The 17,005-nt window shown below is 54.6% G+C and carries 18 protein-coding genes; 8 read left to right on the top strand and 10 right to left on the bottom strand.

Features of this window, described 5'->3' with window-relative positions:
* Positions 1-786, bottom strand: a complete 786-nt coding sequence (locus AC2IBB_RS04705; protein WP_486331748.1) for a substrate-binding periplasmic protein — start codon at positions 784-786, stop codon at positions 1-3.
* Between the two features lie 211 nt (positions 787-997).
* Here AC2IBB_RS04705 and AC2IBB_RS04710 point away from each other — a divergent pair, with 211 nt between their 5' ends.
* On the top strand, positions 998-1,843 hold the full coding sequence (locus tag AC2IBB_RS04710; protein WP_486331749.1) for a substrate-binding periplasmic protein: 846 nt from the start codon (positions 998-1,000) through the stop codon (positions 1,841-1,843).
* A 22-nt stretch (positions 1,844-1,865) separates the two neighbouring features.
* Here AC2IBB_RS04710 and AC2IBB_RS04715 read toward each other — a convergent pair whose 3' ends face one another.
* The 5 genes from AC2IBB_RS04715 to ytfE form a co-directional block, all read right to left on the bottom strand.
* Positions 1,866-2,201, bottom strand: a complete 336-nt coding sequence (locus tag AC2IBB_RS04715; protein WP_486331750.1) for a hypothetical protein — start codon at positions 2,199-2,201, stop codon at positions 1,866-1,868.
* Between the two features lie 54 nt (positions 2,202-2,255).
* On the bottom strand, positions 2,256-2,972 hold the full coding sequence (locus AC2IBB_RS04720; protein WP_486331751.1) for an alpha/beta fold hydrolase: 717 nt from the start codon (positions 2,970-2,972) through the stop codon (positions 2,256-2,258).
* On the bottom strand, positions 2,969-3,322 hold the full coding sequence (locus AC2IBB_RS04725) for a winged helix-turn-helix transcriptional regulator (protein WP_486331752.1): 354 nt from the start codon (positions 3,320-3,322) through the stop codon (positions 2,969-2,971). The genes AC2IBB_RS04720 and AC2IBB_RS04725 overlap by 4 nt, the downstream gene beginning before the upstream one ends.
* 117 nt (positions 3,323-3,439) lie before the next feature.
* Complete coding sequence (locus AC2IBB_RS04730) at positions 3,440-5,710, bottom strand: nitric-oxide reductase large subunit (protein ID WP_486331753.1); 2,271 nt, start codon at positions 5,708-5,710, stop codon at positions 3,440-3,442.
* A complete protein-coding gene (gene ytfE / locus AC2IBB_RS04735; protein WP_486331754.1) occupies positions 5,703-6,371 on the bottom strand; it encodes an iron-sulfur cluster repair protein YtfE in 669 nt (222 codons plus the stop codon). The genes AC2IBB_RS04730 and ytfE overlap by 8 nt, the downstream gene beginning before the upstream one ends.
* A gap of 154 nt (positions 6,372-6,525) precedes the next feature.
* Between ytfE and norR the strand changes: the two genes are divergently transcribed.
* The 4 genes from norR to AC2IBB_RS04755 all read left to right on the top strand — a co-directional run bounded on the left by norR (position 6,526) and on the right by AC2IBB_RS04755 (position 10,281).
* Positions 6,526-8,055 (top strand): nitric oxide reductase transcriptional regulator NorR, encoded by a 1,530-nt coding sequence (norR, locus tag AC2IBB_RS04740; protein WP_486331755.1) that lies wholly within the window; start codon positions 6,526-6,528, stop codon positions 8,053-8,055.
* Between the two features lie 120 nt (positions 8,056-8,175).
* Positions 8,176-9,063 (top strand): AraC family transcriptional regulator, encoded by an 888-nt coding sequence (locus AC2IBB_RS04745; RefSeq protein ID WP_486331756.1) that lies wholly within the window; start codon positions 8,176-8,178, stop codon positions 9,061-9,063.
* A gap of 269 nt (positions 9,064-9,332) precedes the next feature.
* Positions 9,333-9,776: a hypothetical protein gene (locus AC2IBB_RS04750; RefSeq protein WP_486331757.1), complete on the top strand. Its 444-nt coding sequence runs from the start codon at positions 9,333-9,335 to the stop codon at positions 9,774-9,776.
* A 13-nt stretch (positions 9,777-9,789) separates the two neighbouring features.
* A complete protein-coding gene (locus AC2IBB_RS04755; protein WP_486331758.1) occupies positions 9,790-10,281 on the top strand; it encodes a hypothetical protein in 492 nt (163 codons plus the stop codon).
* Between the two features lie 14 nt (positions 10,282-10,295).
* Here AC2IBB_RS04755 and AC2IBB_RS04760 read toward each other — a convergent pair whose 3' ends face one another.
* Complete coding sequence (locus tag AC2IBB_RS04760) at positions 10,296-11,024, bottom strand: substrate-binding periplasmic protein (RefSeq protein WP_486331759.1); 729 nt, start codon at positions 11,022-11,024, stop codon at positions 10,296-10,298.
* Between the two features lie 252 nt (positions 11,025-11,276).
* Here AC2IBB_RS04760 and AC2IBB_RS04765 point away from each other — a divergent pair, with 252 nt between their 5' ends.
* Both AC2IBB_RS04765 and AC2IBB_RS04770 read left to right on the top strand, forming a co-directional pair.
* Positions 11,277-12,044 carry an SDR family NAD(P)-dependent oxidoreductase gene (locus AC2IBB_RS04765; protein WP_486331760.1) on the top strand — a complete coding sequence of 256 codons (768 nt, stop codon included), beginning with the start codon at positions 11,277-11,279 and terminating at the stop codon, positions 12,042-12,044.
* A gap of 99 nt (positions 12,045-12,143) precedes the next feature.
* Entirely contained in the window at positions 12,144-13,121 is a 978-nt protein-coding gene (locus tag AC2IBB_RS04770; RefSeq protein ID WP_486331761.1) for a D-2-hydroxyacid dehydrogenase family protein, read from the top strand.
* Positions 13,122-13,131: 10 nt separating this feature from the next.
* Here the strand turns inward: AC2IBB_RS04770 and AC2IBB_RS04775 are convergent, their stop codons facing one another.
* Entirely contained in the window at positions 13,132-13,632 is a 501-nt protein-coding gene (locus AC2IBB_RS04775; protein WP_486331762.1) for a DUF6795 domain-containing protein, read from the bottom strand.
* Positions 13,633-13,719: 87 nt separating this feature from the next.
* Between AC2IBB_RS04775 and AC2IBB_RS04780 the strand changes: the two genes are divergently transcribed.
* Positions 13,720-14,469, top strand: coding sequence for a hypothetical protein (locus AC2IBB_RS04780; RefSeq protein ID WP_486331763.1), 750 nt, complete (start codon positions 13,720-13,722; stop codon positions 14,467-14,469).
* Between the two features lie 32 nt (positions 14,470-14,501).
* Here the strand turns inward: AC2IBB_RS04780 and AC2IBB_RS04785 are convergent, their stop codons facing one another.
* Complete coding sequence (locus AC2IBB_RS04785) at positions 14,502-15,140, bottom strand: alanyl-tRNA editing protein (RefSeq protein WP_486331764.1); 639 nt, start codon at positions 15,138-15,140, stop codon at positions 14,502-14,504.
* A gap of 227 nt (positions 15,141-15,367) precedes the next feature.
* Positions 15,368-16,744 (bottom strand): aldehyde dehydrogenase family protein, encoded by a 1,377-nt coding sequence (locus AC2IBB_RS04790; RefSeq protein WP_486331765.1) that lies wholly within the window; start codon positions 16,742-16,744, stop codon positions 15,368-15,370.
* Positions 16,745-17,005: the final 261 nt, after the last annotated feature.

The raw sequence follows: 17,005 nt of genomic DNA on the forward strand, positions 1-17,005 counted from the left end.
CTATTTTTTCTGAATGAAGTCGCCCATGCGGGATTTCTCAAACAGAGACTCCAGACGTCCGCTTGAGCGCATCTTCTTTAGTCCGCGATTGAAGGCCTCAATGAGTTCATTGGCGTCAGGAATGCGCCGGGACATCAGGAGATAGTGCTTTTCCTCGGACAGCGGCTTCAAATGACTGGTGACCATACGGTCGACGCCAGGGGCGAATTCGCTGGACAAGATGAAGTAACCCACTTCGACATCTTCCGGCACCACATCCACCCGGTGTTTGAACATCATTTTGAAGCTGCTGACGATGTCGCTGGCGTAGTCATGGGGGATTTCCTCGTTGCGCACCATGTCCATGAATTGATCGTTATAGTTGTAGCCCAGCGTCAGACCGAACCGATATTTTTTCAGATCGTTGAAATCATTCCAGTCAAACTCTGCGTTACGCAGATGAAAAAACACATATTGAGTGCTGGAGATAGGGTCGCTGTATAGAAAATGCTGGGTGCGCTCTTCGCGATAGGCCCACAGGATGGTGCCGTCCCACTCGCCGTCCTGTGCGCTTTGCAGAGCGCGTTTCCAGGGAAGAAACGTGAATTTGACCTCATAGCCTTCACTGGCGAAGGCCTCTTTGACGATCAACGACACCACGCCGTCATACTTGAGTTCCTGAGATACATAGGGCGGCCATTCGCCATTGGTGAGGCGAACGATGCGCTTGGCGTCGGCGGCGTGAACGGAGGGCGGCAGGCTCAAGGCCCACCAGAGAATCAAGAAGCGCCAGAGAAAGGTATTCATGGTTAGACGGCCGTGCGAGTGAAAAACATATCCTGCAAGAGACTTTGAGCCTCTCCCGTTATGTCATCATGACAATCCGCTAATAGATTAAGTGTATGCGAATTGCCGCAGTTCGCAAACGGGAGTAAGAGACGCAGTGGAGGACGGCGACGGAGGCTATACTCAGTAAAGCGTAGCCCTGCGCGGCTTACATTCTATTTAAGGATTCCTGATGAGGCGTCTAATTGAACGATTACTTTTGGTGTTGGCTTTGGCCGCAATGATGGGCGTCGCGATGGCGAAAGAAAAGGTATTGCTGGTGACCCAGGAGTTTCCGCCCTTGCAGGTGATGACCGGCCACGGCGAGTACACCGGATTTGTCATCGACTTTATGAAAGAGGTGATGGCGGATGTCGCCAAAGACAATGACATAGAGAGCAGCATCATGTTCGCGCCTTGGAAACGGGCCATGTTATTGGCGGAGAGTGAACCGAACGTGGTGTTTTTTTCGCTGTCGCGCACCCCGGAGCGGGAAGCCAGATTCCACTGGCTGGGCTGGGTGGCCCCCTATGACGTATATCTCTATAAACTCAGCGCTCGGGAGGATATACAGGCGAAAAGCTGGGAGGATATCTACGGCAAGGGTTACAGCATCAGCGTGCAGAGCGGCAGTAATTTCGAGGAGCTGTTGAAGCGTAAGGGAATTGGCTTTCCGCCGGACAACACGGAGGTGGAGACCGTCGTGCATAACTCCCAGAACATTATGCGGGAGTATCGAGGGTTCACTGACTTGATGATGCAGGTTGAAGTCAGTTTCCCCATTCGTCTGAAAGAGGTGAACCTCAATCCTTCCAACTTTGAAAAGCTGTTCAGGATCGATGAGCTGTCAGGGCGTTTATGGGCGGTGATGAGTCTGAAAACGTCTGACGCCGTCAAGCAGGCGTTACAAAGAAGCTTTGATCGTCTGAAGGCGGCGGGGCGGGACAAAGCGCTGATGCGTCGCTATTTCGTGGAGCCGCCGGCGGACGCGCTGCTGGAAGTGGAGCCGCCGCTGGAGAACGCCGCATGGCCTGGATAAGTCTGCGGTAGGGTTGAGCAAATCAGGAAATATTGATACTGGCGACGACCCCTTCACAACGCAGGGCGCCGAGTGTTGAGGTGGAGGTATAAATGAAGAAGCTGCCGCCATCGACGTCAATCGCTGCAACCTCTAGGGAAAACTGTTCCGACATGCGACTCGCCTCCGTCAGCGCGTTATGGCCGGATTTGAGGAAAACGGTAGCGCCATTTTCGACGCCGGCAATGTCCCCGCTCAGCGGCGCCGGATTATCGCAACCTGCATTCACGCCAAGACGGAACTGAGCATCGTCGCATCCGCCCAGCCCCGGCGTTGCGCTTAGTACCGCGAGCATGGCCACCATAAGAAGCTTTTTCATACAGCCCCCTTTCCATCGACTTTGTTCGAGTATACGCCTTTGCTATTGGCTGCGTCAGGTTTGGGATGCGCGTCGGCGGTTTTCCCAAATGGCGAAGGTGTCGAGCAGGGTGCGGGCGCAGGCGACGGGGTTCGCCTGAAGCAGAAAATGGGGGCCTTGGATACGGACCAGACGGTTATTGGGGAAGTGCTGCTGTATCTCTTGCACTTTTCCTGGCGACACCAAATGGTCGTCACTGGCCTGTAAGTAGATCGAAGGGATGGGCGTCGGTTCGTGGCTCCAGTGCAGGCGCTGTATCGTTTTCAAACGCGCTTTGAGCGTACTCGCCGGTACGGAGCGCACCGCCGTGGTGAAACGCTGCAGAAAGTCATCCCCGACGTCGGCGCCGAGCAGTAGCCGACGCTGGGTCCAGCTGGAAAAAGGCAGGCGCATCATCTGTTGCAACGGCAGCCTGCGTCCGATGCACACCGCCCAAGGGCTGGGGATCGACAAAAAGGTAGCGACGAAGATGACTCCCCGCAGCCCCGGCGTCTCACCCGCCGCCAGCATAGCGCCGATGGGGCCGGAAAAGGATTCCGCCAACAGGTAAAAGTCATCTTCAGGAAGCCGTTCTCGGACATGTGAGGCCAGCGAATCGTAGTCCTGGGGGCCGGTTTGCGGCAGCGGAATAACCTGGGCTTCCACGTTAGGCAGGCACTCCAAAAACGGATCGAATAAGTCGCCGGTCCCATCCATCCCCGGCAACATCACCAATTTGGGCTTAGCTCTCATTGTTGGGGAGAATCCTTGGTTGCGGCTACGATTTCGTCTTGCAGCTTTTCCAGATCGTCCAGTATGCGGATGAACTTGCGCCCGAATGGAGTGATTTCATACTCCACGCGCGGCGGAATTTCCGGATAAGCGATGCGCTTGATAATGCCGAAGCTCTGGTTTTTGCGCAGGCAGTCGTTAAGCACTTTTGTGGTCAGTCCATCCACCCGACGCACCATTTCGCCAGGTCGATTAACGCCGTTCGCCAGCAGACTGAACACGGTCAGAGACCATTTGCAGCCATAAATGGTTTCCACCATGCGGGCGCTTTCGAACGGGGGCGATTTTAAGGAGACGGTATCTTCGGACATAGACTCGGAACCAATTACGGGCGACTGTTGCGTCTGGGCTGCAATGAATCCAGATAATAAACAAAAAGACCCGGAAACCTAAACAGGAATTCCGGGCCGGGCGCCATGTCACGCCAATTAATCAGCGACAATCTCCGGCTGCAGCGTTTCTCCCGATTCGCCGAACAGGCCTCGCATGACCTGTAAGCCAACGGCGAAAGCGCCGATGATAAAAATGACATCGCCGAATGTGCGCGCCCAGCGTAGGGTTTCCATGATGTCCTGTTGCATGAAAATTTCGCTGCGTGCGTACCAAAGCCCCTGACTGGCGCTGGCGTGGAATTGCAATAGTCCTATCGGCGCCAGACTGGCGACGACCATCAACGCCAGACCGGCGTTCAGCCACCAGAAGCCGGTTTTCATCAAGCGGTCGCTGAAGACCATTTGCGGACGGATATAACGCAACACCAATAAAGTGAAGCCCAGAGCCAGGAATCCGTAGACGCCAAACAGCGCCGAATGGGCGTGCACTGGCGTGGTGTTCAACCCCTGGGTGTAATACAGCGAGATCGGCGGATTGATCAGGAAGCCGAACACACCCGCTCCCAGCATGTTCCAGAAGGCGACGGCGACGAAACACAGCAGTGGCCATTTCAGGTTTTCCATCCAGGGCGCGCGGGCTTTCAGGCGCCAGTTCTCCCAGGCTTCGTAGCCCAGTACGATCAGAGGAACGACTTCCAGCGCGCTGAAGGTGGCGCCTACCGCCATCACCGGTGTCGTGGTGCCGGCGAAGTAAAGATGGTGAAACGTTCCGGGAACGCCCCCGAGCATAAACAGCGAGGCCGACGCCAGACTGGCGGTGGTCGCCATGGGGCGCGACACCAGTCCCATGGTGGAGAAAATAAACGCCAGCGCGGTTGTGGCGAATACTTCGAAGAAGCCTTCCACCCATAAGTGCACCACCCACCAGCGCCAGTATTCCATAATGGAAAGATGCGTACGTTCGCCGTAGAAGAAGGCGGAACCGTAAAACAGCCCGATGGCGATCACTGACGCGGTCAGCAACGCTAACAGGTTTTTGTCGCCAGGGCGTCGCAACCCGTTGATGATTCCTCGCAGCATCAATACGAGCCAGAACGCGACGCCGAGGAATTTTCCGATCTGCCAGAGCCGCCCCAGGTCCACATACTCATATCCTTGGTGGCCGAGCCAGAAATTCAGCTCTGGCGGCATAATCTGCGCGATGGCCAGCCAGTTGCCGACAAAAGAGCCGACGACGACCGCCACCAGCGCCCAGAACAGGATGTCGACGCCCAGCTTTTGATATTTAGGGTCTTTGCCGCCGTTAATAATGGGGGCTAGAAACAGGCCCGCGGCAAGGAAGCCGGTGGCGATCCAGAACAGCGCGCTCTGAATATGCCAGGTGCGCACCAGCGAATAGGGAAACCACTGGGAGACATCAAGACCGTAAAAATGCTGGCCTTCAACGGTGTAGTGGGCGGTAAAGCCGCCGAGAAGCACTTGGAAGGCGAACAGGGCGACAACCAGGAACAGGTATTTGCCCAGCGCCAGTTGCGAGGGCGTCAGCGCGAAGCGACGCAGTGGATCTGACTGCGGCGCCGCAGGCTCCGCCTCATTGTGTTTATGCAGGAACGCCCATCCCCAGATCAACAAACCGACGCCGGCGATCAGCAGCGCGACGCTGACAATGGACCACATGATGTTTTCCGCGGTAGGGCGGTTGTCTATCAAGGGCTCATGGGGCCAGTTATTGGTGTAGGTGACCTCGCTGTCAGGCCTTTGCGTGGCGGCGGCCCAGGCAGTCCAGAAGAAGAAAGCGGTCAGGTCTTCTCGGCGCTGGGCGTCGGGCAGAGTATTTTCTTTCATCGCATAGCTTTCACGGGTTCCTCGCAAGTCTGGCGCATCGCTGAACAGGCGGCTGTAGTATTTCGCGGTATCCGTTATCGCTTGCGCGCGGCGGTCGCTGATGGATGCGGAGTCGCTCGATGCGTCGTAGGCGTTGTGGCGGTATTCGTTTTTCAGACGATGACGCAGGATGCTCTGCTGCTCGTCATTCAGATCGACGTAAGATGCCCCATACACATCCAGCGCGGCTAATTGCAACCAACGCTCCAGTTCGCGATGCAGCCAGTCAGCGGTCCAATCCGGCGCCTGATAAGCGCCGTGCCCCCAGATTGAACCCAGCTGCATGCCGCCCACGGATTGCCAGGCGGTTTGTCCATCGAGAATATTTTCCTGGGTAAAAATGGTCTCGCCTGTCGTGGTGACATAGCGATCCGGAATCGGCGGCGCCTGCCGATAAACCTCGCGGCCAAAGAAGCCGAGCAAGCAGAAAGTGACGCCCAATACGGCGATGAGCAGCCACCAGAGTTTGCGGTATTCAGCCATGGGCGTCCTCCACAACGTCAGTGAACAGAATGTTGTTCTCCAGATGGATGTGCTGCATCAGGTCGTCGCGCAGTTGGGCGAGGCCGGCGTAAAGCGCACGCCAGGTATTGCAAGCGCCTTTCGGAGGCGTGATGTTGTTGGTCAACGCCTCCAGATGCGCCAGTGCGTCGCCGTGCTGATCATGCTCCATGCGCATGACGGAAATAGGGCCTTGCGCCTGCATGCCGCTCATTCCCGCCAGCAGTATCGGAAACAAAATGTTCTCCTCTTTCATCATGTGGCTTTCCAGCTCCTGGAACATTTCCGTCAGATGTTGAGCCAGTCCGTTTGGACATTCGTCGCGTTCCCCATGGACATGCTCCACGCGGCGGGCGAGATGTATCAGTTCCGGAAGCTGCTCGCGATGGCGGGCGTGGTAGCGGGTGAGAATATGGTTAATCAACTCAGGGCGGTCAGCGTGGCTCCAATTGTCCTCTGGCTCCTCTTGTAAGGCGTTGAGCCGTTCCAACACAACGTCTGGGTTCAGCGCCTTTTCAGCCAGGGCGTCCCGCAGCTTCTTCGCGCCTCCGCAACAAAAATCCAGTTGGTATTCACGAAAGAGGCGGGTGGAGCCGGGGAGGTTGCGAGCGATCCAGCCGACGGGACGATCAAGTAAGGTCATGGCGGGTTTCCTTCGAAGGTGATTAACACGCAACAGGTTTGGCAACCTTTATGCCATATATTAACTTTATGATTTTTAAGTGCTTAAAATTTTTATGGTGTTTTTTACCCTTATCTAATAGGGTTATAAAAACCCTTCTAAGGTGATTAATACCATGATTGAGGCCAGCCTGTTGGCGGATCTGGTGACGGAGCTGCCCCACGCGGTGCGTTACCAGCGCTTGATGAACGCCATGCGAGAGTATTTTCGGTGCGGCGCAGTCGCGCTGTTGCGGGCTGACGGGGACTGCCTGCGGCCGTTGGCGGCGGAAGGGCTGGTGCAGGAAACCCTGGGACGCCGCTTTATCATCGCCCAGCACCCCCGTCTTGCCGCCATATTGGCCAGCCGGCGACCGGTATGCTTCGCGAGCGACTCAGGCTTGCCCGATCCCTATGATGGTCTGTTGGAAAGCTGCGTCGGCGAACCTCTGCCTGTGCATGATTGTATGGGAGTAAGCCTGTATGTGGATGGCGTCCTGTGGGGGGCGGTGACCCTGGATGCCCTGCAGGAAGGGACCTTTGATGCGCAGGCGCAGCAGGATCTGGCGCGTTTCACGTTGATTATCGAAGCTTCAGTAAGAGTGACCCGGTTGGAGCAGGAACGCCGTAATCTGGCGCTCATGCGGCAGGATGGAGAGGGACGTGGCGTAACGCAGGAGGAAAGCGAGATCATCGGCTCCAGCAACATAATCCGAAATCTGCTGCGGGAGCTGGATGTGGTGGCGGACTCCGAGTTGCCGGTGCTGCTGATGGGTGAAACCGGAGTAGGGAAAGAATTATTTGCTCGAAGGCTCCATCGTCGCTCTCCACGCAGAGAGCGTCCGTTGATTCATGTGAACTGCGCCGCATTGCCGGAATCCCTGGTGGAAAGCGAGCTGTTCGGTCACCGCAAGGGCGCTTTTTCCGGTGCGTTGGCGGACCGCGCAGGGCGCTTTGAAGCGGCGCATGGCGGTGTGATTTTCCTGGATGAAGTGGGAGAGTTGCCGCTCAGCGTACAGGCGAAGTTGTTGCGGACGCTGCAGAACGGCGAGATTCAACGCTTGGGTGAAGATAAGCCGAGACAGGTGGATGTGCGGGTCATCGCCGCCACTAATCGGCAATTGAAAGACAGCGTTCGCGCTGGCGACTTTCGAGCGGATCTATATCACCGCCTGTCCGTTTACCCTGTTTGGATTCCGCCGCTGCGTGAGCGTGGCGCGGATTCGCTGGTGTTGGCGGGGCATTTTCTTGAGCTTAACCGCTCACGGCTGGGCGTGCGCAGTCTGCGGCTGTCGCGAGCGGCGGAGCAGGCCCTGTGCGCATACTCCTGGCCGGGCAATGTGCGGGAGCTGGAGCATGTCATCAGTCGTGCAGCGCTCAAAGCCATTAGCCGGGGCGCCAACAGAAATGACATTGTGACGCTGGATGCGGCGTTACTGGACCTGGATTATGGCGACACGGTGTCGGCGCCCAAAGAAAGCTCGCCGTCGGAAAGCGTGAGTTATCCGCGTGTCCGCTCCCTGCGCGCCGCCGTGGAGGACTGTCAGCGCGAAGTTATCCGTGAGTCGGTGAATCGCCACGATGGCTCCTGGGCCGCCGCCGCTCGTGAGCTGGAGGTGGATTCGAGCAATCTGCATAAAATGGCCAAGAAACTGGGGCTGAAATGAGTCTGTCGTCGGCGACGTTGATACACACTAAACTCTGGTCGCCAGCATTAAAAATAGTCAGCAAGATCAATCAGGCGAATCGGCGCTAGCGCAGCCACAATGCTCTTCGTTGAGGCGAATATGGCGAATGAGACGACGGTAAGCATTTATCAAAACAGACTGCGGCGCGTGCTGGCGTACATAGATCAGCATTTGTTTGATGACTTGAGCGTCGAAGCGCTGAGTCAGGTGGCCCACTTCTCCAAATTTCATTTCCACCGGCAGTTTTCCGCGAGCATGGGAATGGGCGTATATAAATATGTGCAGTTGCGACGACTGAAGAAAGCCGCTCATGAGCTGGCTTATCGCAGTCGTTATAGCGTGACGGATATTGCGTTAAATACCGGGTTTGATAGCCTGGAAGCCTTTTCCCGAGCCTTCAAGAAAGCATGCGGACAAACGCCCTCCCAATTTCGACGAGATCCGTGGTGGGCGCCTTGGCGAGATCATGATGAATTTCTTTTCAAAGCGAGGGCGGACATTATGCAGACGGATAACCCGAACTATTCAGTCAATATCCTGGCGCAGGAGGCCATTCCGGTCGCGGCGCTGGAACATCGCGGCGCTCCAGAGCGTCTCGGCGAGTCTATTCGACGCTTTATCGAATGGCGTAAAGCCAACAAACGGCCTCCCTCAGTCAGCGCCACGTATAACATCCTGTACAGCGACCCTGAGTCTACACCGGCGGAAGCGTTTCGTATGGACTTGTGCGCAGGCGTCAACTCAGCGGTTGAGGAAAATCCCTACGGCGTCATGGCTAAAACACTTCCGGCGGGGCGTTATGCCGTGCTGCGTCATACCGGTCCCGACGCTGGCATGCGGGCGGCTTTCCACTTCTTATATGGCGAGTGGCTTTCTGGGAGTGGGGAAACTTTATGCGACACGCCTTGTTTTCTCCAACGTGTGACCATGTACCCGGACGTTCCTGAACATGAAGCGATCATCGATATCTATTTGCCATTGGCTTGATCAGCGGCGCGTCGCCAAAAAGGTTCTTCTTCGACTCAGATCCGGCAATAATGCGAGCCAACGTTGAAAATCAGGAATGAGAGATAGAGATGCTGCGCGTTTTGGGGATTGTATTATTGCTGTCACTGACCAGTTGCGGTTTTGTAGAAGGCGTTGATGTCGATCAACCGGCTCGTCAAGCAAGGGATCGATGAAGCCGCTAGTAAACCGGAAGTGATTAAGCCTAGCGCTGTCAAAGGCGCAGACAAGTAGCTTATTGTGGCGCCTGAATGACATTTGCTGAGAAACTGGCCGCGTGGCGTCTGGGGTGGAAACTTTATTTCTTTGTGTACGCGCTGATTGCCGTTGTGTTTGCGGTGATTATCACGCAGGCGCTATTTGCCTGGCATGACTATGTGGATTTAGCGTTTTTCTTCATCAACCTGGGGGCGATTTATGGTTACGCCTTTAACAAAAGAGTCGGACGGGCCGGGTTCTGGAAATGCCTGCTCTGGGTTTATCCTGTCTGGTCGCTGATATATCAGTTTGCCTTGCCGTTTGGCTATGATTTCCCGCAGATGGGCATGCGAACATACGTAAACTGGACCATGATATTTCCGCTGGGCGTTACTGTCGTCAGTTCCCGGTGTATTTATAATTACGGATTTAAGTCGCAGCCTTTGTGGATGGGCAATGCAAGGCCTCTTTCACATCGTGAAGCGGAATCAGAATAGTTAGGAAATAAATATGAGTGACTTGTACGCGCCGCCCAAAAGTCAGGTTGCTGATGGCGCGATGTCGATTAAAGAACCCATCGTGATATGGAAAATATTCTTTGTGATCTGTGTGCTGTTGAATCTGATCGTGGCGCCATTTCTGATTATGTCTTTCATTGGCGCAGACTATGTGGATTTAGATTTTAACGCTGGCGTGCTGGACTACTTTGATTGGCTTATACAGAGCGTCATGTTGGTTGGGTTATTTGGGTATGCTTTTTCCAAGCGCATCGGCATGCAGAAGTTGTGGAAGGTCGCGCTGCCAGTATATGTCGTCTGGTTTGTCTCATACGCCTTTATCCTGCCGTTCGGGTTTGGAGTGTATCAATTTAATGAGCCGCCTGCGCTGGACTGGACACTGGTGATCGATCCCCTGTATACCCTGGCGGTGGCGCAGGCGCTATATCTTTACGGTTTCTCCTCGGACCATCTTTGGCGTGAGCAGCAAAAAGCGGATCGATAGCCGGTTAAGAGACGTTACTCAATGGGATACTCTCTGCCATATTTCTCATAAAGCGGCAGGAGCTGATGGGTTTTAATGAGATAAGCGACGCCTTCGTTATACTTCTCTCGTAGATATTCTCCGCGCTCACTCTTGGAAAAGGTCATATACAAGAAAACACGGGTCACCGGCTCAGTGCGAAACTGGGTTTTATCTACCAGAATATTGCTGAAAGTAATGTTGGTCTGACGCAGGTTGTCGAAGTAGTAATCCGCCCGTTTCAGATAGACTTTGGAGAGCGCGCTTTCTCTGGAGTTCAGATCTTCTCCCTGGAGATACTGCTTCACCTTATCGTCGATATAGTCCGTATAACCTCGAATCCATACGCCGTTTTTTTCAGCCAGCGACTCCAGCCCTTTCCACTCCCCGAAATGCTCAGGCAAAAAGGTGACAGCTTCGGTGATAACGGAAACAGGATAGAGCGCCTGCGGGTATTCATCGGTAGGATCAAGGCCGCCATACATGTCGGCGTGTCCGTCCTTCACCATGAGCTCGGCGCGTTTCCAGGGCACGATAATCTGGTTTACTTCAATGTTTACATGCTTGAATGCGGCGAAAATGACTTCGTTGTAAAGCCCCGTACCGTCTTTCTCCACGCTGCCTTCCCACTCCGGCGTAACCCAGATAATGCGATCGACATTCTCCGCATATGAGACGTGGCTTATGAAATTGGTGAGAATAAGTACTGTGAGTAGCTTGAGCATCTTGCTTCCAATCAGATAATGCCCGGGATATCCGGCGGAATAATAGTACAAGCCGGGTTCAATGCGAAGGTCAGGAGGCGATATCGATACGCATCTAGCCGAAGTCAGCGCGCAATAATATTTTTTCCTTTCTTAAATCAACAATGTAGACCAGTAAGTGCCTACCTGACCAATTTGTGCTTACTTTTTTGACTCCCTCTGGAAGCCTACTCTGAGCGCCTGTTTCAAATGACTTTAGAGAGGTGAGGCATCATGCAGTTGGTACAAGGTTCCTGGGCGTTGATCGTGGGCGGCTCCAGTGGAATGGGGTTGGAAATTGCACGCCGGATGGCGACGGCGGGCGTGAATATTATGCTGGTTGGCAAGCGTCGCGAAAAACTGCAGCAGGCTGGCGAGGCATTGCGTGGCGAGGCGGAAGTCAGGACGATTAGCGTGGACCTTTATGATGAAGGTCAAGTAACGGGTTTGATCGATCAACTGAATGCTCTGGAGGAGCCCATTCGCTACTTGGTGAACGCTGCGGGTTATTTCAATCCCAAGCCGTTTCTGGAGCATACGCCAGCGGATTACGACGCCTACCTGGGGTTGAATAAAGCCTTATTCTTTATCTCCCAGGCAGTCGCTGCGAACATGCGCAAACACGGCGGCGGCGCTGTGTTGAACATTGGTTCCATGTGGGCGAAGCAGGCGGTTAAAGCCACGCCGTCCTCCGCCTATTCCATGGCGAAGGCGGGCTTGCACGCGCTGACCCAACATATGGCGATGGAGCTGGCGGATGATGGCGTTCGCGTCAACGCTATCGCGCCGGCAGTGGTGAAAACGCCGATCTATGAAGCCTTTATGGCTCCAGAAGAGGTCGACGAGAGCTTGGCGACGCTAAACGGATTCCATCCTATCGGTCGCATTGGTGATGTTGGCGACGTGGCGAACGCGGCGATATTTCTGCTCTCAGATCAGGCGGACTGGGTGACCGGCGCGATCTGGGATGTTGACGGCGGCGTGATGGCGGGGCGTAATTAATCTGTCTTGCTCAGGGCTTGGTCGCTGCGTGGTCGGCGAGAGCCCTGTTATACTGCCGCGCCGTATCCTCTTAATGTGACATACAGGAGTGGTGGTGTAATGGAAGAGGCTCTGAGCAAGAAACTGCGCTGTGCGGTATTGGACGACTATCAGAACGTGGCGAAGACCTATGCGGACTGGAGTGCGCTGGATACGCGCATAGATCTCCAGGTATTCAACCGCCATCTTGGCGATGAAGATGAGGTCGCCGCACAACTGGCGGACTTCGATATTATTGTCATCATGCGAGAGAGAACGCCATTTGGCGCTTCTTTACTGGGCCGATTGCCGAGGCTGAAACTTCTGGTGACGTCCGGTCCCCGTAACGCCGCCATTGATCTTGCCGCCGCCAGCGCAAATGGCGTGACGGTTTGCGGCACTCAGGCCTCCAAAACACCACCGACAGAACTAACCTGGGCGTTGATACTGGGGTTGGCGCGCCACGTAGCGATAGAAGACGCTGCATTCAAAGCCAACGGTCCATGGCAAAACACGGTTGGCGTTGATCTCGCAGGGAAAACGCTCGGCTTGCTGGGGTTGGGTCACATTGGCCAGAAAGTGGCGGCGATTGGCCAGGCGTTTGGCATGAACGTCGTCGCCTGGAGCGCCAACCTCACTGCGGAATTGACCAGCTCAAAGGGCGTGAGGCTTGCAGATTCGAAAGACGCTCTGCTGGCGTGCAGCGATATTGTCTCCATTCATCTGGTGTTAGGTGAGCGCAGCCGGGGGCTGATTGATGCGGAGGCGTTGTCGCGGATGAAAAAGTCTGCGCTGTTGATAAATACTTCCCGGGCTCAAATCGTCGACCAAACGGCTTTGGTGGAAGCGCTGCTGCAGAATCGCATCACCGGGGCGGGATTGGATGTATTTGAGCAGGAGCCGCTGCCGGAAGGACATGTTCTGCGCACGCTGCCGAATGTGCTGGCGACTCCCCACCTGGGCTATGTCACTGAGAATAACTATCGCACTTACTACACTCAGATCGTCGAAGCGATTCAAGCGTACCTGGATGGCGCACCAGTTCGGGTGATGGGCTGAGTGAAGGAGCTCAGCGCCATTCACAGTTACTCTCAATGCTCGCTGCGCCCAGATGTACGTACCTGCGCTGCCGCGTCAGCTCGCAGGTGAAACGCAGGGGGCGTCCCGCCAGTTCGTCATTGGGGGCGGGGCCGACTTTGATTGTGCTCCAAATCAGATGCTCTTTGCCGTTAATTTCTACATATATGGTTTGCGCGGCGCGAAATGGTATCGGCAAGAGCGTCGTCAATAGAGAAGTTTTATATAGGGCAGGCAGACGGAAGCTTCCGTCTGGAGCAGTGTGTACGCTGTCGGAGGATTTTTGACGCCATTCGACCCAACGGGTCACTGTGGCGCCTGATACAGGTTCGCCAGCGTAGGTAATCACGCCGTAAACTTCTGAAAACAGGCATACTTTGCCGATCATATCCAAGACTCCCAGTCCTGCGCAGACATCATGGCTGGCGAAGAGAATGATAGCATGTTTCCCGGTAAAGATTATGTAAGGGGTTAATTTTAATATATATTTCATGCTGCACTCCTTTGCTGGCGATAGCGCTCAACGCAGGCCGGAGGAGATGCGCCCGCAACAGAATCTGGATAGAACGGAGAGTGAAGAATGATTTTCAGGAGAGACGGATATAGGGATATCAAAAAGATTCTCGCTTTGGGAGTGGCGTTGGCGCTAAGCGCATGCGCTCACCAGAATGCAAAGCCTCCCTTGCAGACAAATCTGAGTCAGGCGTACGCCAATGCGGTCAGGGATGCTGAAATTGTAGAGCCGAATGAAATTTCCAAGAACCTGATTGCAATTACGCCGCTAAACCCGGCGCTGGAATGGAGTGGCGATCGGCAAAAAGTGTTGGTGACGACCTGGACGTCCTGGGACGGTTACGACAACTCCGTAGGACAGTCTCAGACATTGTCCAGAGAAGTATGGGTGACGGTAGTCCCAGAAGTAAGAAACTTCTGTCGCGCTCGCTATAAGTTTCCAGAGCAGACGATTTTGCGGTTGGAGCAGTTACTGGGGTTGCCGCCTGGCGATAAGAAAACCAAGTTTGTGGAAATGTGGGTCAGCCCATCGGACTTATTCCGCCCCTCTCCAGATCCGGAGGTCAGCGATCATGAAGCAGAGTTGGATTTCCCTGTGTCGGACCGGTTCGTCTCCGTAAGTAAAGAGCACAAGGAATGGTTCAAAAATCTGCGTAAAACATCTTATGGAGAAAACGGCTACCCCTGGACCCGTTTGGGCTACACCTATGACTGGGGTAACCCGGAGTCGGAAGTAGGTTTGAGCGAGTTTGTGATTCGCGCCGGAGCTGACGTGAAAGTTCACAGCGTGACCAAGACCATCAAGTACTGCGAATAACCAACAGCGGCGGCTCCGGGGGCGCCCGGAGCTTAGCTCAGGTAAATCTCCACACGCTCTTTGCCCTTACCGACATTTTTGCGTTTCATGGAGATGCGTCCTACCTCGCCGGTGCGGGTCAGATGCGTGCCGCCGCAAGGAACCTCGGCAAATCCCTCCACCCGCCAATAGCGTCTTTCCGCATCTTCGTTACTGAAAGCGCTGATAATGTCACGGTTTTCGTTAATCAGGCGTTGGGCGTCAGCGTCGATATCCGGCAGCATGGGAGAGATACTCTGCGGCCAGGAAAAGTCGATACGCGCTTTTTCGGCGGCGATATGGGCGCCGACTTTATCAACCCCGTCCAGCCTGCGGTAGAACAACTCAAGCACTAGCTCTGCTGCAAAATGCAATCGCATCAAGCGGTAGCGCCGTTCCCAGTCAATGGCGATTTCCACTGGATCGCCAACCTGAAGGGCGTGATCCTCCGGCAACTCATAAAATATCTCCTGGTCTTCCTTGCGCGCGCTGATCACTTTGAACCCGCCAATCGTCCCGTGGTCACTCTCCTGTCCGCCGGATAAAGCGTAAAAGATAGTTTCCTCGACTGTTATTACTGCGCCATTGACGCTAGTGACATAGGTGCTCAAAGTCGTAAGATAGGGGTCTTCCCAGAATATTTTTCTTGTCATACTCCTGCCTGAAAAAGTCCTTTAACACAGATACGCGGAATCTTCGCCAACCCAAGGCGTGTTTGCAAGAGGGGCCGGTTAATGGCGCTCCTGAATACCGCCTTCGACCCGATCGAGAATATTGCGCCAGAGTCGAGCCTCAATGCGTGAGAGAAGCGGCGTGACCGCCGCTTTTTGTGCTGGCCCATGCAGGAGCGCCAGGTGAAGGCGGGTTGCAAGCTCTGCACTCAAGCTATTCGTAAGTGATAAGACTTGCAGTGGGTAAGTTGCGCATAGGCCTGTTCTGATAACAGGGGGCCGAATCCAGACTGTTTAACGCCGCCCCAGGCCAGGGTTGGATCAATACAATCACTTTGATTCATAAGCACGGAGCCAGTTTGTAATCTCTCCCCTATCGCTTGGGCGCGGGCGGCGTCCTGTGTCCATAGAGAAGCTCGCAGGCCATAGAGGCTGTCGTTCATATAATGAATGGCTTCCGCATCATCCTTTACTTTCATGACGCCAATGGCCGGGCCGAATGTTTCGCTTTTCATCAGGGTCATAGAGTGATCGACATTCGTTAACACCTGGGGGGCGAGGTAAGCCGGGCCTATGTGTGAATCAGGAAAATACATGTCGTCAATGCAAGGAGTTGCGCCTTGAGCAATGGCGGCTTTTATTTGCGTTTTCGCGGCTATGGCCTTTTGCGAGCTGGCCATAGGCCCCAATGTGGTGGAGGGGTCCATCGGGTTCGCCAGCCTGTAGGTTTTTACCTCAGCAATCAGGGCGTCTAAGAAATCGTCATAAATATCTTCATGAGCATAAATGCGTCTAATGGCGTGGTTGGATTGTCCACAATTGAAGAAAGCGCCTTTAGCAATCCCTGCGGCGGTTTTAGAGAGAGAGGCGTCAGCAATAACATAGGCGGGATTACTGCCTCCCAGCTCTAAAGACAGGCCTTTGAAAGCTCCAGCCGCTGCGTGTTCGATAGCCGCGCCTGTGACGCTTGAACCGGTGAAGGACACATGCTTTATCCGCTGGTCGCTGATCAAACGCAACGCGTCGGCGTGATCAAGGTGTAAATATTGAAATACGCCGTTTGGTAGACCCGCTTCAAAGAAAATATGAGAGAAGCGCTCCGCGCACAGTAGCGTTTGTATTGAGTGTTTCAGGATGACGCAGTTGCCCGCCATTAGAGCCGGAATGATTGCATTGGCGGCGGCTAAATAAGGATGGCTCCAAGGTGCGATACATAATGCAATGCCCAGCGGTTCGCGTTTTATATAGCGGCGATAGCCGGTTTTTGGCTGCGTTAAAACCTCTTCGAGACAGCTTTCCGCAACATCAATCATATGTCCGGCGCAGGCCTCCACGTCTTTGATCTCTTGAGGCGCGTCGCGCACTGGGCGGCCCATCAGGAGGGTTATCTCGGGAGCGATCTCCCGCGTATGCGCAGACAGAGCGTCAATGGCCAGTCGGCAGTAACGGGCGCGCTCCGCAACGGAGACCGTGCGCCAGATCTTTTGTGCAGTGATTGCGCGTTCAAGCGCCAGATTGATGTGTGCATTGGTGGCTGGGTCCCGCTCCGCCACCACTGATCCGTCAATGGGTGAAATGATTCTCATGATAGTTGCTTCCCTATACTTGTCGTCGCAATAAATTTCCCTCTGCTCAGCTCTAATTATTGCAAATTCCTGTGGGATGTCGCGGTGTTTTACGAATCTTGTGGAACGTTCCTAATTATTAATCAGCCAGACAAATAGATTCCTTCTATTTGTTTACTACGACAGGACCCGCGCGTGTTAGGCCCTGTCCTCCGCGGCTCGCCGCAGCGCAGGCGCATTTATACGCCTGGTTATTGACCCGCCAATAACACTGCCATGCTG

The sequence above is a fragment of the Hahella sp. NS-SX17 genome, assembly GCF_057367735.1.

Bases quoted from the DNA above. Each gene is read 5' to 3' on its own strand.
- AC2IBB_RS04705 (WP_486331748.1), bottom strand. From the start codon at position 786: ATGAATACCTTTCTCTGGCGCTTCTTGATTCTCTGGTGGGCCTTGAGC.
- AC2IBB_RS04710 (WP_486331749.1), top strand. From the start codon at position 998: ATGAGGCGTCTAATTGAACGATTACTTTTGGTGTTGGCTTTGGCCGCA.
- AC2IBB_RS04715 (WP_486331750.1), bottom strand. From the start codon at position 2,201: ATGAAAAAGCTTCTTATGGTGGCCATGCTCGCGGTACTAAGCGCAACG.
- AC2IBB_RS04720 (WP_486331751.1), bottom strand. From the start codon at position 2,972: ATGAGAGCTAAGCCCAAATTGGTGATGTTGCCGGGGATGGATGGGACC.
- AC2IBB_RS04725 (WP_486331752.1), bottom strand. From the start codon at position 3,322: ATGTCCGAAGATACCGTCTCCTTAAAATCGCCCCCGTTCGAAAGCGCC.
- AC2IBB_RS04730 (WP_486331753.1), bottom strand. From the start codon at position 5,710: ATGGCTGAATACCGCAAACTCTGGTGGCTGCTCATCGCCGTATTGGGC.
- ytfE (WP_486331754.1), bottom strand. From the start codon at position 6,371: ATGACCTTACTTGATCGTCCCGTCGGCTGGATCGCTCGCAACCTCCCC.
- norR (WP_486331755.1), top strand. From the start codon at position 6,526: ATGATTGAGGCCAGCCTGTTGGCGGATCTGGTGACGGAGCTGCCCCAC.
- AC2IBB_RS04745 (WP_486331756.1), top strand. From the start codon at position 8,176: ATGGCGAATGAGACGACGGTAAGCATTTATCAAAACAGACTGCGGCGC.
- AC2IBB_RS04750 (WP_486331757.1), top strand. From the start codon at position 9,333: ATGACATTTGCTGAGAAACTGGCCGCGTGGCGTCTGGGGTGGAAACTT.
- AC2IBB_RS04755 (WP_486331758.1), top strand. From the start codon at position 9,790: ATGAGTGACTTGTACGCGCCGCCCAAAAGTCAGGTTGCTGATGGCGCG.
- AC2IBB_RS04760 (WP_486331759.1), bottom strand. From the start codon at position 11,024: ATGCTCAAGCTACTCACAGTACTTATTCTCACCAATTTCATAAGCCAC.
- AC2IBB_RS04765 (WP_486331760.1), top strand. From the start codon at position 11,277: ATGCAGTTGGTACAAGGTTCCTGGGCGTTGATCGTGGGCGGCTCCAGT.
- AC2IBB_RS04770 (WP_486331761.1), top strand. From the start codon at position 12,144: ATGGAAGAGGCTCTGAGCAAGAAACTGCGCTGTGCGGTATTGGACGAC.
- AC2IBB_RS04775 (WP_486331762.1), bottom strand. From the start codon at position 13,632: ATGAAATATATATTAAAATTAACCCCTTACATAATCTTTACCGGGAAA.
- AC2IBB_RS04780 (WP_486331763.1), top strand. From the start codon at position 13,720: ATGATTTTCAGGAGAGACGGATATAGGGATATCAAAAAGATTCTCGCT.
- AC2IBB_RS04785 (WP_486331764.1), bottom strand. From the start codon at position 15,140: ATGACAAGAAAAATATTCTGGGAAGACCCCTATCTTACGACTTTGAGC.
- AC2IBB_RS04790 (WP_486331765.1), bottom strand. From the start codon at position 16,744: ATGAGAATCATTTCACCCATTGACGGATCAGTGGTGGCGGAGCGGGAC.